Below are 14,950 nucleotides of genomic sequence, written 5' to 3' on the forward strand. Positions count from 1 at the left end.
GAAAACTCTTGTAGTACCCTCTACATTCGGCACAAATATATAATCACCTTCCTATGTAATGGAAACGGACATACAATCAATATATATTCTGCAATCCAATTGAAAATACTGTTTCATTTCAGTAATGACCATACAAAAAGACTAACTTATTTTTTAAGTTAGTCTTTTCACCTTAATTCGAGTTAAGTTCTACTTTCCCTAACCCTTCAGCCAATTGTTTCTTATCTAGCCCTTCCCCTATCACTACCAAGTTCGTCGGGAAACCGAAGTCTTGTTCCAATAAAGTTGGTACGCCAAATGAATATTGGAATAGGTGCGGGTATTTATTTCCATGAAATTTCACAAAACCTTTCACACGATAAATACTATCTGGTAAATTCGAAAGCCATTCGTATAATTTATCTTGCTCAATCGATTTCGTAAATTGATATGTCATCGTTTGTATATGTAAATGCTGTTTTACATGTAGTGTTTCATGTTCCCCATCATTCGTAAATTCAGCTTCTTCTATGTCTTCTAAAGAAATATTACAATATTGTGTTTCAAACAATTTGGCATGATTATTTATTGCTTTCACTTCTTCAATTACTTTGTTCTTATCCGCAAATGTTAGTAAATCTGATTTATTAATTAAAATGTGGCTACCAAACTTCAATTGCTCATGTAATAATTGCTGAACGTTTGCACTTAATACTCTTCGATTTAACCACCTTACTGCATCTAAAACGACTACTATTGATTTCACTTCTAAGAAAGGTGCTAAAATTGGTGATACACATGCATCTAACACTTCAATTGGGTGCGCAACACCTGTCGTTTCTATATAAATGACATCTGGTCTTTCTTGTTGATATAACGAATGCAACTGTATTTCAAGCTCTTCTTTTAGCGTACAACAAATACATCCTTTCAGAAGTTCCCTTAAAACATTCTCTTTTCCAATAATATCGGTATCTACCGAGTATTCACCAATTTCATTCATTAATACTGCAACTTTTCTATTCTTCTTTTTTTCTGCTAACAATAAATTTTGTAATAATGTTGATTTTCCACTACCTAAAAAACCACCTAATATATGAATTTCTACTTTATTCATTTGATCGACCATCCATTTCTTTATTTCAAGCGTATTCAAAGCGTAATAATTACGATTTATATTTATTATTTTATTAAAAGAGTCGTGATTTGTAAATATATGTTCACTTTTCGTTTACTTCATGAGCAACTTTAATCCCAGACTCAATCGCTCCTTGCATCCACCCATGTGTTAATGTCGTATGCTCTCCTGCAAAGTGCACTTTTCCAGATGGTGGTGTAATATAAGGAAATAACTCGAGCTCTTGACCTGGTTCAAAAGCTGTAAATGCACCGCAAGAATACGGATTTTGACTCCAGCTAAAAGATGTTCCCGTAACAAACTCACTATAGACGATGTCACCGTATATTTCTGCTAAATTTTTTAATGCGTAACGAATGCGTTCTCTATCCGGTAAACTATCCCATGTTAACGCCTCATCTGCCCACGTATAACTTGCTAAAACGGTAGCTGCCCCTGGTGTATGAATACCATAACTCGGATAATATGTAAACCGTATAGGTAAATCGGTAATAGATTTACCGCCACACTGTCCCGCTTTCTCCCAAAATCTACTTTTAAACTCTATCGCAATTTTCGTTGCAGCAATATAATTTAATTCACGAATTGCTCGTCTTTTATAATAAGAGAATAGATTGTAAGGCTGAATTTCAACAAAACGTAAAGCTGAAAATGGGATGGTAACAATTGCAACATCACCTGTAACTATAAATCTTTCTATAGTTTGTTCATAGTTTACTTGCATCATCACTTTGCTATTTTCTTGTATAATTTTTTCAACCTTATACCACATAAATATATTCTCATTTAACTGCGATAAAAATGCCTTTGGTAATGCATCCATCCCACCCGTTATCTCATAATATTTCGTCGTTGAAGTAAAGAAGACCATTTCTCGTAATACTTCAATTAAAGACATTCCCATATACGCTTCCATATCAAGAAGCACACCGATCATATCTATTGCACCGTCTGAATAATATTCAGTTAAAAATGAGCCAAGCGAATATGTTTTATACTTTTTTTCAACGATAATCCAGTTTTTATTAGGATCTTTTTTTATAAAATTTAGTATGGGTTCTAATACTACTAACATTAATTCTTCTGCTGTTTTACCTTTTTCGCTCTCCAAAATTGGATATCCAAGTATACTTGGATTTTTTTCGAATATGCTCAATCTCGTTTTAATATTATTCGTATAAATAATATCTGAAGCGGTTTTATTTATAAAAAGATTTAACGGTAATTTAAATTTACGAATGTAAGCTAAAGTTAACTCGTGTGTATCAGGAATTCGCATTGGCCCTGCATTAAAATATAAACCTCTGCTAAACGGTTCACGGATCGTATATATTCTTCCGCCTATTCGATTATTTGCTTCTAAAATTGTTATATTATGTCCTGCTTCTTTCAATAACGATGCTGCAACTAACCCTGAAATCCCTGCACCAACAATAATAATCTGCTTTGGATTTTTCGTTTTAACGAGCCCCATATTAATAATATGAAGCATTCTTTCCATCGTTAATGGCTGCATCATGGCCTTTTCCCCTTCAATAAAGGATTTTATTGCATTATATTCGGTTAACTTACTTCCTATGTTTTATGCAAGAAATTGCACGGATACATTTTCAAATCCTTGAATATCTTTTATAAAATGTAATAAACTAGATATGAATCTATAGAAGTAAGACGTATTATCTTACATAATAAAATCAATGAAATTGCGAGGAATTTTGAAATGAAAAAAGGTATTAACCGTGTTGTATTAGTAGGAACAGGAGCAGTTGGATGTAGTTATGCTTACTGCATGATTAACCAAGCTGTAGCTGAAGAATTTGTTTTAGTTGATGTAAACGAAGCAAAAGCTGAAGGAGAAGCGATGGATTTAAGTCATGCCGTTCCATTTGCTCCAGCTCCAACTAGAGTATGGAAAGGTAGCTACGAAGATTGTAAAGATGCTGACCTTGTAGTCATTACGGCTGGATTACCACAAAAGCCAGGCGAAACACGTTTAGATTTAGTTGAGAAAAATGCAAAAATCTTTAAACAAATCGTGCGCAGTATTATGGATAGCGGATTTGATGGTATCTTCTTAATCGCAACTAACCCTGTCGATATTTTAACTTACGTAACTTGGAAAGAATCTGGTTTACCGAAAGAACGCGTAATTGGTTCTGGTACAACACTTGATTCTGCTCGTTTCCGCTATATGTTAGGTGAGTACTTCAATATTGGTCCACACAATATTCATGCTTATATTATCGGAGAACATGGTGATACGGAACTTCCTGTTTGGAGTCACGTATCAGTTGGTATTCAAAAACTACAAACACTGCTTGAAAAAGACAATACGTATAATCAAGAAGATTTAGACAAAATCTTCATAAACGTTCGTGATGCAGCTTACCATATTATTGAACGAAAAGGTGCAACATACTATGGTATTGGTATGTCACTTCTACGCGTTACTAAGGCAATTTTAAACGACGAAAATAGTGTATTAACTGTTTCGGCATATTTAGAAGGGCAATACGGTCAAAAAGATGTGTATATCGGTGTACCTGCTGTTTTAAATCGCGGCGGTGTGCGTGAAATTTTAGAAGTAGAATTAAGTGAAGACGAAGAATTAAAATTCGATCACTCAGTTCAAGTGTTGAAAGAAACAATGGCTCCTGTTCTTTAATCATATATGTGAAAAAGCAATCCAAAATTTTTTGGATTGCTTTTTATTTTGACTATCCCTTCCTTACGATAAATGTTAATATTATCCATAATAGAAAGGAGTGATTTTATGAATGACTCTTGGACAATTATAATCCTCTTATTGGCTGCTTCCTTCTTAATACTTTTCCTCTTCTTAATTATCAGGACTCTATTTCCGACTCAAAAATATGATAAAAACCTTGGATTCATACTACTTATTATATGCTTATTAACAATACCGATAAGTATCTTCCTTATCGGTGGATGGGCAGGTATGGGAATTGGCATAATCGCATTATTTCTTTTTATCGCTGTTATTATAGCTTTAATTGTAAATAAATTCATTAAAGTTCCACCCACTAAGAAAGAATAAAGTGAATCCTTTAATCAGTCGCTTTCCACCCTTACTATTGATTAACTACTGTCAATTAAGATTTTTCAGGATACAAACAACCGATCTATTCGTCCCTTGAAAACATCGGTTGTTTCCTATTACTTTTTAATTGATTCCTCATTATTTACATCAAGTACATCTAATAAAAAGATGAAGATTGGTATCCCGATAATAAGCCCCCATATTCCAAGGAAATGTTCTGAAAAAATGAGAATCATAAATGTATAAAAGATTGGTAAATTTGTTTTCGCAGACATAAACTTCGGGTTTAAAAAATAACTTTCAAGAGCATGGATGACTGTAATGAACACAAGTATGTACACAACGTATATAACTCCGCCTACGTTATAAGCAATGATACAAAGTGGAAATAAAGAAATAATCACACCTGCAACTGGAATCAACCCTAGTAGAAAAATCATAACAGCTAATACGAGAAGCTGCGGAAATCCTAAAACAATTAATGCAATAACAGTAAGAATACAATTTACAACCGCAATTAAAAACTGTGCTTCAATTACTTTACCGAACGATCTTGCAAACCTTTCGCCAAAATATGCAATCTCCTCATAAAAAATCTTTAGCTTACTCTCTTTAAATTTAGAAGTAAAGGTAATAATACGCTCTTTTTCTAATAAGAAAAAGAGACTTAATATGAGAGACAATAATATTTGTAAACTTACCTTCCCTATATTTGCTATCGATTGATAGATGACATCTACACCCTGTTCTATATACTTTGATACTTCCATTCCGTTAATTGTCGAAAGTGCATATTTAATGATTTCATTATCAGGCGGGTTTTGAAAAAACAATTTAAATTGATAAATCAATTGCGAAATTTGTATCGTTAACACAGGTAAATATTTATACAATGTCGTGCCAATAAAGGAAACTAATATGATATACAAACAGGCGATAACAATTTTCCGGTTCACTTTCAATTTCTTTGAAATAAAACGTTGAAATCGATCCATTAAAAATGTCAGTATAAACGTAATTAATATTAAGTTGATCATACTTTTTAATCCATATAATACAAGCGCTAATATTATTAAAACGAGAAACCGTTGAAACCCTCTACTTCGAAAAAAATTTTTCACTTCATTCATTAAGATTTAACCTCCCCCTTCAATGGATGGAAATTGAATATATTACATTTTATGAACTTCTATAGACAATCTTTCTTACTAATTAGAAAGAATCCTTTTTTTCTTTTTATATTGTTAGATTCTATTTATATTAGCCCACCTACTTACTTCAGTTGAGCTCTTTTTTTCGTTTAACCTTTTACAGTTTAGGTGGTTTTCTATTTTTAGACTGCTGTTCATACGCATATCCAATATTGAACAGTTCCTTCTCACCGAATTGTTTCCCGACAAATACTGCACCTACTGGCTCTCCATTGTTATCATATCCTGCTGGCACCGCTAATTCTGGATAGCCAGCTACAGCGGATAGAAGAACTTCCTCGTTGTTAATCATAACTAAAGCGTCTAAACCCTTTTCTACTAAATATTTATTCAGCTCTTTTTTTGCATTTTCTTGACTCGTTTGCACTACTTTTTTAAACTCATCTTTCGTTATAGTAGATTTTTCAGACGCCTCAATTAATGTTTGTCCATATTTTATTCGTCTATTACTATCTCTTTTATTAAACGCTATAATCTCTTTTAACGATTTTACCGGTACATTCTTTTGCTGTGAAAAATAGTCGTTTACATTATGCTTGAACTCATATTCTAATGTTTGTAAATTATCTACACCCCCATTGTTTAACTGAATATAATCAGTTAATATCGCACCTGCATCTTGAAGGTCTTTTCTAATCTTTTCTGCTACTTCTTTTCTATTTTCATCTTGTTGGTCTACAGAAAAAAGAAGCCCTATCTTTTTCCCTTTTAATCCATCTATTGATAAATCCTTTGTATAATCAATTCTTTCTTTATCTTTCACTTTTTCTGTCATAACATCTTTTTCGTCATAACCTATCATTGCATTAAATAACGTTGCTGCATCTTTTACCGTTCTTGCCATAGGTCCTGCTGTATCAAGAGTTTCAGCTAACGGAATAATTCCTGTTCTACTTACCCTACCTAAAGATGGACGTAACCCAACTACTGATTGCTGCGCTGCGGGTGCTACAATCGATCCTGTCGTTTCTGTTCCGACTGCAAGCGGTGCAAAATCTGCTGCAACTACTGTAGCAGATCCTGAACTTGATCCTGAAGTATCGAATGTAATCGGATCGTACGGATTTAAATTTTGTCCTTTCTTCCCGCTATACCCGCTTGGCATTGTAAAAGATAAATAATTTGCCCACTCAGACATATTCGCTTTTCCTAAAACAAATGCCCCTTCTTCTTTCAACAGCTTCACAATTGTTGCGTCTTGATCTGCAATCCAATCTTTTAATACATAAGTTCCTGCACTAGTCGGCATCACTTTTTCCGTTTGCACATTATCTTTTACAACGACAGGAATACCATATAAATTCGACTTTTTATTTCTACCTCGCTCTTGATCTAACTTTCTTGCTTCTTCCATCGCATTAGGATTTATCTCTGTAACAGAATTTAATGTTATTCCATTTTGATCATGTTCTTGTATTCTAAAGAGATAAATACTCGTTAATTCTTCATATGATAATTTTCCATCATCAATCATTTTTTGAAGCTCATCTACAGTCGCATTTACAACTTCTTTTTCTTTTATCTTTACATTTTCTATATTGACCCCTTTAAGCTGATTATGTATTGGTTGTAGCACTCTTTCTTTATCATATACAATACGCTCAGGTTCCTTTGGAAAATAATTTTTATACACGTAATATCCGCCGGCACATGCTACTAAGACTATACCTCCAGCGATAGACAGCGTTACCTTCACCCATTTCTTCATGTTGCTTCCTCCACTCTATAAGGTGCTTCTTTATACGAAAAAGAGAGTTACCTTTTACTTAACTCTCTCCAATCAAAATGCTAAATGAAAAAATGAAAGATTTCAATCTAATTACTTCTTTTTTTGCATTTGCTTTGCTAACATTTCTTTCACTTGATTATACGTTAACCCTGAATTTTTATTTAAACGCTTTACTTCCTCAACATCAGTACCTACCACTGTATATTTTTTCTCATCATTCATTTTTCTACTTCCCTTCTCACCGGATTATTTCTTATATTTCTTCCCTAAATGCGCATAAATTAACACCACTACAAAAAAGGAAGCTGTTCTTAAGCACAGCTTCCTTCTCGTTACATATTGTATTTCTTAATAAAATTTCACTACATCTTCAGTAGGCAAGAACGTTCTTTCTGCTGGTTGTTCGTTTGGTTCACCAAATGGCATTTGACCTACTAAGCTCCACTCTGCTGGAATGTTCCAAGTTTCTTTCACTTCAACATCTACGATTGGGTTGTAATGTTGTAATGACGCCCCAATTCCTTCAGCAGATAATAGCATCCACACAGTATGTTGTAACATCGCATTTCCTTGATGAGACCAGAATGGGAACTGATCTTTGTATAATGGGGCATTTTCTTGCATTTTTTCTACAGTTGCTTGATCTTCAAAGAATAGAACTGTTCCTACACCTGCATGAAAACCTTTTAGTCTTTCTACAGTCGCTTCAAAGTTTTCTGCTGGTACGCGGGCTCTTAGTGTTTCTTTAACGATATCCCAAAACTTTTCATGCTCTCCATCCATTAATACAACCATACGACCACTTTGCATATTGAAAGATGTTGGTGCGTGTAAAGCTGTTTTTAACAATTCTTCAATTCTTTCTTTCGTAATTGCATCGTTTTTTGTTACTTTACGAATGGAACGGCGGTTCACGATTGCTTCTTTTAAGTTTGTTGTAGTTGCTGACATTTTAATTCCTCCAAATGTTTGTTTTATAATTTATTTTGTTATTTCATAACAAGCGAATTAGCAATATCCATCGGTATTACATTGCATACCTTCAAATGAATTTGTTTTATCCTTTTCAATTTCTTTATCAATGACCCTTTCTAGTGTTTCTTTACTAGCAAGCCCTTGAATGACTTCATCTCCAATCATGACAGTTGGAACAGCCATAATATTCGCTTCATCATATGCGTGCTGAATTGCTTCTTGATGTTTTTCTTTATATTTACGAGTTACTAAAGCATCTTTAAATTCCGCCTCAGGAAGTCCTACTTCTACCGCTAATTTTGTTAACACATCAATATCTTCAATGTTTTGCTCTTCTTGGAAAAATGCTGTGAATACGCGGTGATGATACTCATTACCTAGTCCACGTTCTTTCGCAAATTGACACCCTTCGAAAGCTAAATGTGTATATGGATGCGGAGAAACACGCGGCAAACGCATATCAATTCCTAACTTCTTCGCTGTCGGAAGAATGAAAGCATCCCATGAACCTAATTTTTCTGGCTCATTCCATGGATCTATTTTTGAATATGGACTTGGACGTAATTCAAATGGCATCCATTCAATCTCTACATCTTTCTCTTTCGCTACCTCATCTAATGGACCTTTTGCTAAAAAACAAAATGGACATATAAAATCTGAGTATACTTTCATTTTTACAGTCATAACTTTTACACCTTACCTTTATCGTTGTAATCAAATCAGTTACATTAATGATAAAAAAATATAAATATGATTTAAGCATTCATTTTTTCTTGCAAAGTTTCAAACAACTGCCCCATCGTAATATTTCTCAAAACTTCTTCCATCGCGGATTGTGCTTGAATTAAAATAATTTCTAACACCGCTTGAATATTCGCCCCAATTGGACAATCTGGATTCGGTTGCTCGTGAATATGAAATAGCTTGTCTTCTTCGACTACGTTCACTGCATGATACACATCTAACAATGTGATTCCATGTAAATCCTTTAGTAATCCCGCGCCACCCGGTCCACGATTTACGTAAACAAAGCCAGCTTGTTTCAAGTACGACATAATTTTACGAATGACTACTGGATTTGTATTGACACTCTCAGCCATATAGTCTGAAGTACAAAGTGAAGATGGATTGTTTTTCAAAATTGATAAAATATGAACAGCTATGGAAAAGCGGCTACTAATTTTCATCGTAATCACCACCTCGATGTAATCATTATAGTTACAACAAGAAGATAAGTCAATCCTTTTCATAGATTTTTTATAAACAAATTAAAAAGTGTCCCATTATGATATATGAGACACCTATTTTCATTCTGCAAATAGCGATTGGAATTCTTCAATAAATAGCTGCACAGCGATTGAAGAATCCTTTAATGAAGGTACAGCTAAAGCAATTTCTCTCCATACTTGTGGTTCCAATTCTCTCGTTTGTATATTCTTTGGTAAACTCGTCAAAGATAACTCAGCCAAAATTGCGAGCCCTAATCCTTCTTGAATCATATTTAAAGCTGTAGTAACTGTCGAAATTATATACTCAGCCCGAAGTGGTACGTTTGCTTGTTTAAACATATCAATAATGGGTGGTTCGTATCCGCCCTTACATAATATGATCGGTTCATTCTCTAGATCACTAATTGTAATAGCGTCCTTCTTACAAAGAGGATGATCCTCCCTTAAAATAACAACCATTTTCCCCTTCGTTAATGGGACAATCTCCATCTCTTTATTAGGCAAAATTACAATTCCTATATCAACAACCCTCGATACTAACCACTCTTCAACTTCTTTAATCGTTCCTTCACAAAGAACGACTTCTAAGTTCGGATACTTCTCCTTAAAAAGGTTTATCATTTTTGGTAAGAAATGTGCAGAAGCACTCGGAAAACTCCCAATTCGAATCGTCCCAACTTCGTGCCCTTTCTCCATCGCAACTTCTTGTTCGATCTTCTCTACACCGTTCAAAATCTCTCTAATATGTACAAGAATTCTGTTTCCTACATCCGTAACGATTAATCCTTTTCGTTTATCACGTATAAGAATCGTAACTCCTAATTCTGACTCAACACTTGAAATGGCATGACTTACAGCTGGTTGCGTCATATTTAACACCCGAGCAGCCTTCGTAAAACTACCTAACTCAACAGTTTTTATTAATACTTGTAGTTGTGTAATGGTCATAACTATTCACTTATACTCCTCATAAAAAAGATTCATTTTATTTATTACAGTCGATATCATATCATAGTGAAATGAATAACAACAAGGAGGTCTTTCAGTGACACAGCTTTCTCGAACTAAGACGGCCATAATCCTTACCTTTCTCGTTTTCATGTGGGGAATCAATTGGCCTTTATCTAAGTTTGCCCTGCATTTTACACCACCTGTTTTATTTGCAGGCGTTCGAACTTTAATTGGGGGATTCATTTTACTCCTTTTCGCTTTACCAAAATACAAAGAATTACATTTAAAAGAAACTTGGCATTTATACGTAATTTCTTCTTTGCTTAACATCATTATATTTTACGGATTACAAACTGTTGGCCTTCAATATATGCCTGCTGGGCTATTTTCCGCTATTGTATTTCTACAACCTGTTTTACTCGGCATTTTCTCATGGATTTGGCTTGAAGAATCTATGTACGGCTTAAAAATTTTCGGTCTTGTTCTTGGATTTATTGGCGTAGGTGTCATTAGCTCTAGTAGTTTAACTGGACATATTTCTATTATCGGAATCCTTCTCGCGATAGGATGCGCTATTGGCTGGGCACTTGGAACAGTATTTATTAAGAAAACTGGTCACCGCGTTAATGCCATTTGGATGGTAACACTGCAGCTCATTATTGGCGGACTTTGCTTAATTGGATTTGGTTCAGAGTTTGAAAGCTGGTCTAGTATCGCTTGGAGTATACCATTTGTTAGCGTACTTCTCTTTATTTCATTCTTTGTTATTGCAATGGGATGGCTTGCATACTTCACTCTTGTTGGAGCCGGTGAAGCAAGTAAAGTTGGGGCTTATACATTCCTCATTCCACTAATCGCTATTATTGTAAGTTCAATTTTCTTACATGAGGCCATTACTATTAGCTTATTCATCGGACTATTATTTATTGTGGTGAGTATTTGTTTCGTAAATATAAAGCCGAAAACACTTACTGTAAGGCAGCAGGTTGAAGTGAAATAAAAGGGTGAAAAAGAGCCTGCTGTTTGTAGGCTCTTTTTCACCCTTTTATCAGTACAGTACAGTTCAGATACGGAGAGTTGTATTAAAGGGAATTTTTTTCTTTTTTATTGTATGATTATACTTAAGTAGTAAGAATATTACCTCTACTATATATGGATGGACTAACAATTCTAATCATAAGGGGGCATTATATGGTTTTACAGTATAAAGAATTTGGAGATTCAAGCTCACCACTTATGGTTTTTATTCATGGGGGTGGAGTCAGTGGTTGGATGTGGGACAAACAAATTAAACATTTTACTAACTATCACTGCCTTGTTCCTGATTTACTTGAGCAAGGAAAAAATAAAAGTAAAGATCCTTTCTCAATAAACTTTAGTGCTGAAAAAATCATAGACCTAATTGAAGAAAAAAGTCAGGGTAAAACTGTTATAGTAATTGGGTTTTCATTAGGCGCTCAAGTATTAATTTCCATGCTCAGCATGAAGCCAAACTTAATTCAATATGCTATGATCAATAGCGCATTAGTTAAACCAATCCCTTTCGCTAAAACATTAATAAGCTCCCTTAGCTTAACCTACTTCCTAATAAAGAGTAAGACATTTTCCAAAATACAAGCAACATCAATGTACATAGATGAAACACATTTTGATAACTATTATCATGACAGTTGTCAAATAAATAAAAATACATTTGTAAGGATATTAGAAGAAAATATGTCGTTTACAATACCAAAAGGTTTCCAGGATGCTAATAGTAATATATTAGTAACTGTTGGAAACAAAGAAAAAAGAATTATGAAAGACTCAATGACTGAAATCCTTGAAAGTAATACGAATTGCACAGGTATTATCATTCCTGAAATGGGTCATGGAATCTCTTTAGCAAATCCCATACTATTTAATACTTTAATTGAAAACTGGCTCGAACATGATATCCTGCCGGAAGACTTAATAATCGTCAATTGATTTCCATACATCAATAAATTTCATTATAGAGTGGCTATAATAGTACCACTATCTTCATTCTTTCTAATCCATAGACCTAATAAAAAAGGTCTCATTATTTTCGATGAGACCTTTCAATCTTACTTACCTTTTACGGCGTACTACAAAAACACACGCACCTGCCGACGATACAATCGCCAAAATAGATAAAACAATCGCTATCAATTGCAGATTACTAGTACCTTCATTCTTTTCTACATTAGACACTTCACCATGTTCCCCTGTTAATGACGTACCTTTTGCAATTGTAGTAAGTGAATGTGGTTTTTCAGCTTTTTCATCGCCTGTCCATTCAACAATTTCTCCTTCTTTATATTGTTGATATGCATCCCAAGCTATTTTTTGTTCTTTATCCGGATTTTTAGCGACGAAAGTAAATCGCTGGAACTGACCGGGTAAAATCCCTTCTCCTGTTGCTTCCCATACTACAGTTTTCACTTTTCCGGAATTATCTTTCTGCTCTTCCACTTTCCATCCTGGCACTGGTTCATACTGTTGGAACTCCACTCCAGACGGTATTTTTAATGTAACTTTTGTCGTTGCTATATTCTTTTCAACTGGTACTTTTATCGTGTAAGTCTCCCAAGAATTAACGTCCGAAGCTTCTGGTTTCACAGTGACGTGCGCACTAACAGGTAATGAAAAAATTCCCATTGCAATAATTGTTGCGATCATTGTTGTACCTAATTTTTTTATACGTTTCATTTTCTATTAACTCCTTTTCATCTATAACATCTCTTTACCCCGCAAAGCAAAGAAGTTAGGCGGAATCGGGCTAATAATCAGTGGGGGATACCCCCACTGATTAAAGTTTCACTTTATCTGCCACCTACAATAAACTTATAATCCGTATCGAAGCTATCAAGTGATTTTGTTAATCCATGTACTTGTATATTCCAGTTACCTGTCATGTTAATATACATACCTTCCGCTTCATATTCTCCCGGTGAAACTGCCGAAACTTTAAATGATCCTTTTCCCATATTCATATCTAACGATTGAGTCGTTAATATAATTTGTTCCATATCAGTAACAGGTTGTCCGTTCTCATCCTTTAAAGTAATATGGAATATATTTTGTCCTACTTTATTAGGACTTACATTTAGCGTCATTTCATATCCATTATCTAATTGTTTACTCTCTGTAAAAGGTCCAGTAGGAGGCATCGGTGGTGTTTGTACATTTGTCATAAAAGCTACGATTACGAAAATGATAATTCCAATGATAAACTCTACTTTCACCGTAGCACCTAATCCTTGCTCCGCTCTCATTTTCCCTTTCACATAATGAATAATTCCCAATATCCCCATGAAAATGAATAAAAGTATCTTTGCTAATAAAGCTAATCCATACTTCGTATCAAATAACGAGTGGATTGTTGGAATAAAAATGTACTGTTAAAAAGACCTGTTATTAAAATCACAATGACAGCGCATGTTGCCCACGGTGAAAAACGCTTAATCATATCCCAATACATACTCCACTTGTTATCCTCATTACGTAAAAGGAGAATAATAGATGATAGACCACCAATCCATAATGAAGCTGCGAATAAATGTAGAAAATCCATAACGACAGCAATGTCTTTAAACTTTAAACCATATGCGTGACTATTACATGCTTTCATAACAAGTATCCCAATAAACAATACTATTGGAATGCTCCATACTTTAAACGACGAAAGCTTCCCACGCTTCATCGCAAAATACGTAACGATTATAAGCAAACTAATAAGAGTCATTTGAGTAATCCATACATAACCAAAAACAGAAAGCTGTAATGTTTCTTTTAATAGTAAAGGATTGAATGCTTCTAGCCATGAAACATCCGCATTTATTTTCGCTTGCAATGGTAGATTGAATAACAAGCTAATCAATATCCCAAATAAGGAGATCCATATTATTTTTTTACTTCTTAATTGAACTTCTATTACGTTCCCTTTATACATAATAAGATTAAAGAATAGCACGCCTATAAATAATGAGAAACTTGTATATAAAATTCCACGTTCCATAATCATATCGATTTGTGGGACGTAACCCATCTCTTCCACTTGTATATCGTCTGCTTTCACTTCTGCTAATCCAATACGGAATGGAATAACTCCTTGAATTGGATGGCCATCAGCTGAAATCACTTTCCACTGAATAGAGTACAGACCGTTTTTGAGGTTCTCTTTTAATCCGACTTCTAGTAGCTTTTTATTTTTTGTATCAATATGAGCATCTTTTAAATCGACCCTTTTACCTGATGTATCTCTCACGTACAATGTATTAAAACTTGAAACTTGTATGTCCTCATCAAATTCAATTTTCACAACAGATGGTGCTTTCTTCAATGTTTCATTTTCAGTAGGATTTGATTTCACAACGTACGCATGAGCAGATGCACTTTTCGGTATCAATATAATAAGCACACATGCAAGTAATAGCCATGTCCCTACCCTTCTCATTACTTTCATACTCATTTCACTTCTTTCTTACTCATCGCTCTATTTTCATAACTTTAACTTCCTAAGTTTAATTCTCGGGTGAAATATTAACCTAATTAAATATAAACTTCTACACAGTATAACTATTTATTTCTCTCTCACCTCTAAACTCCCAATAAAATAGTAACTATCTGTATAGATACAACTTACATTTTTAAAGTCGATTGTTATTATATCAT

General features: G+C 34.2%; 14 protein-coding genes and 1 pseudogene. 4 read left to right on the forward strand and 11 right to left on the reverse strand.

What is annotated here, in order from left to right; genetic code table 11:
- Positions 1-172: 172 nt before the first annotated feature.
- Positions 173-1,096, reverse strand: a complete 924-nt coding sequence (locus ACVWY7_RS08060) for a CobW family GTP-binding protein (RefSeq protein ID WP_001044929.1) — start codon at positions 1,094-1,096, stop codon at positions 173-175.
- Between the two features lie 103 nt (positions 1,097-1,199).
- Positions 1,200-2,636 carry a flavin monoamine oxidase family protein gene (locus tag ACVWY7_RS08065; RefSeq protein WP_000983548.1) on the reverse strand — a complete coding sequence of 479 codons (1,437 nt, stop codon included), beginning with the start codon at positions 2,634-2,636 and terminating at the stop codon, positions 1,200-1,202.
- A 201-nt stretch (positions 2,637-2,837) separates the two neighbouring features.
- On the opposite strand from ACVWY7_RS08065, the gene ACVWY7_RS08070 reads away from it, so the two are divergent.
- Together ACVWY7_RS08070 and ACVWY7_RS08075 are read left to right on the forward strand one after the other, a co-directional pair.
- Positions 2,838-3,782, forward strand: a complete 945-nt coding sequence (locus tag ACVWY7_RS08070) for an L-lactate dehydrogenase (RefSeq protein ID WP_000715326.1) — start codon at positions 2,838-2,840, stop codon at positions 3,780-3,782.
- 108 nt (positions 3,783-3,890) lie between these two features.
- On the forward strand, positions 3,891-4,175 hold the full coding sequence (locus ACVWY7_RS08075) for a YesK family protein (protein ID WP_001000117.1): 285 nt from the start codon (positions 3,891-3,893) through the stop codon (positions 4,173-4,175).
- Positions 4,176-4,294: 119 nt separating this feature from the next.
- Here the strand turns inward: ACVWY7_RS08075 and ACVWY7_RS08080 are convergent, their stop codons facing one another.
- The 7 genes from ACVWY7_RS08080 to ACVWY7_RS08110 form a co-directional block, all read right to left on the reverse strand.
- Positions 4,295-5,308 (reverse strand): AI-2E family transporter, encoded by a 1,014-nt coding sequence (locus tag ACVWY7_RS08080; RefSeq protein ID WP_001006574.1) that lies wholly within the window; start codon positions 5,306-5,308, stop codon positions 4,295-4,297.
- Between the two features lie 178 nt (positions 5,309-5,486).
- The gene (locus ACVWY7_RS08085; RefSeq protein ID WP_000759459.1) at positions 5,487-7,097 is read right to left on the reverse strand and encodes an amidase family protein; all 1,611 of its coding nucleotides are present in this window, start codon (positions 7,095-7,097) and stop codon (positions 5,487-5,489) included.
- Positions 7,098-7,208: 111 nt separating this feature from the next.
- Positions 7,209-7,340: a hypothetical protein gene (locus ACVWY7_RS08090; protein ID WP_000997344.1), complete on the reverse strand. Its 132-nt coding sequence runs from the start codon at positions 7,338-7,340 to the stop codon at positions 7,209-7,211.
- Positions 7,341-7,466: 126 nt separating this feature from the next.
- Positions 7,467-8,069 (reverse strand): nitroreductase family protein, encoded by a 603-nt coding sequence (locus ACVWY7_RS08095; protein ID WP_431174629.1) that lies wholly within the window; start codon positions 8,067-8,069, stop codon positions 7,467-7,469.
- 57 nt (positions 8,070-8,126) lie between these two features.
- A complete protein-coding gene (locus ACVWY7_RS08100; RefSeq protein ID WP_000216673.1) occupies positions 8,127-8,777 on the reverse strand; it encodes a DsbA family oxidoreductase in 651 nt (216 codons plus the stop codon).
- A gap of 71 nt (positions 8,778-8,848) precedes the next feature.
- Positions 8,849-9,280: an Rrf2 family transcriptional regulator gene (locus tag ACVWY7_RS08105; protein ID WP_088349784.1), complete on the reverse strand. Its 432-nt coding sequence runs from the start codon at positions 9,278-9,280 to the stop codon at positions 8,849-8,851.
- Between the two features lie 120 nt (positions 9,281-9,400).
- On the reverse strand, positions 9,401-10,270 hold the full coding sequence (locus ACVWY7_RS08110; RefSeq protein ID WP_000156780.1) for a LysR family transcriptional regulator: 870 nt from the start codon (positions 10,268-10,270) through the stop codon (positions 9,401-9,403).
- Between the two features lie 97 nt (positions 10,271-10,367).
- Here ACVWY7_RS08110 and ACVWY7_RS08115 point away from each other — a divergent pair, with 97 nt between their 5' ends.
- Both ACVWY7_RS08115 and ACVWY7_RS08120 read left to right on the forward strand, forming a co-directional pair.
- Entirely contained in the window at positions 10,368-11,273 is a 906-nt protein-coding gene (locus ACVWY7_RS08115) for a DMT family transporter (RefSeq protein ID WP_000192786.1), read from the forward strand.
- Positions 11,274-11,464: 191 nt separating this feature from the next.
- Positions 11,465-12,241, forward strand: coding sequence for an alpha/beta fold hydrolase (locus tag ACVWY7_RS08120; protein WP_000244220.1), 777 nt, complete (start codon positions 11,465-11,467; stop codon positions 12,239-12,241).
- Between the two features lie 123 nt (positions 12,242-12,364).
- Here the strand turns inward: ACVWY7_RS08120 and ACVWY7_RS08125 are convergent, their stop codons facing one another.
- Both ACVWY7_RS08125 and ACVWY7_RS08130 read right to left on the reverse strand, forming a co-directional pair.
- A complete protein-coding gene (locus ACVWY7_RS08125; protein ID WP_000821386.1) occupies positions 12,365-12,985 on the reverse strand; it encodes a YcnI family copper-binding membrane protein in 621 nt (206 codons plus the stop codon).
- Positions 12,986-13,098: 113 nt separating this feature from the next.
- Positions 13,099-14,747, reverse strand: a pseudogene (locus tag ACVWY7_RS08130) (copper resistance CopC/CopD family protein).
- Positions 14,748-14,950: the final 203 nt, after the last annotated feature.

The organism is Bacillus sp. TE9106W (genome assembly GCF_054062215.1).

Excerpts from the sequence above, each read along its gene's own strand:
- ACVWY7_RS08060 (WP_001044929.1), bottom strand. The coding sequence starts at position 1,096 with ATGAATAAAGTAGAAATTCATATATTAGGTGGTTTTTTAGGTAGTGGA.
- ACVWY7_RS08065 (WP_000983548.1), bottom strand. The coding sequence starts at position 2,636 with ATGATGCAGCCATTAACGATGGAAAGAATGCTTCATATTATTAATATG.
- ACVWY7_RS08070 (WP_000715326.1), top strand. The coding sequence starts at position 2,838 with ATGAAAAAAGGTATTAACCGTGTTGTATTAGTAGGAACAGGAGCAGTT.
- ACVWY7_RS08075 (WP_001000117.1), top strand. The coding sequence starts at position 3,891 with ATGAATGACTCTTGGACAATTATAATCCTCTTATTGGCTGCTTCCTTC.
- ACVWY7_RS08080 (WP_001006574.1), bottom strand. The coding sequence starts at position 5,308 with ATGAATGAAGTGAAAAATTTTTTTCGAAGTAGAGGGTTTCAACGGTTT.
- ACVWY7_RS08085 (WP_000759459.1), bottom strand. The coding sequence starts at position 7,097 with ATGAAGAAATGGGTGAAGGTAACGCTGTCTATCGCTGGAGGTATAGTC.
- ACVWY7_RS08090 (WP_000997344.1), bottom strand. The coding sequence starts at position 7,340 with ATGAATGATGAGAAAAAATATACAGTGGTAGGTACTGATGTTGAGGAA.
- ACVWY7_RS08095 (WP_431174629.1), bottom strand. The coding sequence starts at position 8,069 with ATGTCAGCAACTACAACAAACTTAAAAGAAGCAATCGTGAACCGCCGT.
- ACVWY7_RS08100 (WP_000216673.1), bottom strand. The coding sequence starts at position 8,777 with ATGACTGTAAAAATGAAAGTATACTCAGATTTTATATGTCCATTTTGT.
- ACVWY7_RS08105 (WP_088349784.1), bottom strand. The coding sequence starts at position 9,280 with ATGAAAATTAGTAGCCGCTTTTCCATAGCTGTTCATATTTTATCAATT.
- ACVWY7_RS08110 (WP_000156780.1), bottom strand. The coding sequence starts at position 10,270 with ATGACCATTACACAACTACAAGTATTAATAAAAACTGTTGAGTTAGGT.
- ACVWY7_RS08120 (WP_000244220.1), top strand. The coding sequence starts at position 11,465 with ATGGTTTTACAGTATAAAGAATTTGGAGATTCAAGCTCACCACTTATG.
- ACVWY7_RS08125 (WP_000821386.1), bottom strand. The coding sequence starts at position 12,985 with ATGAAACGTATAAAAAAATTAGGTACAACAATGATCGCAACAATTATT.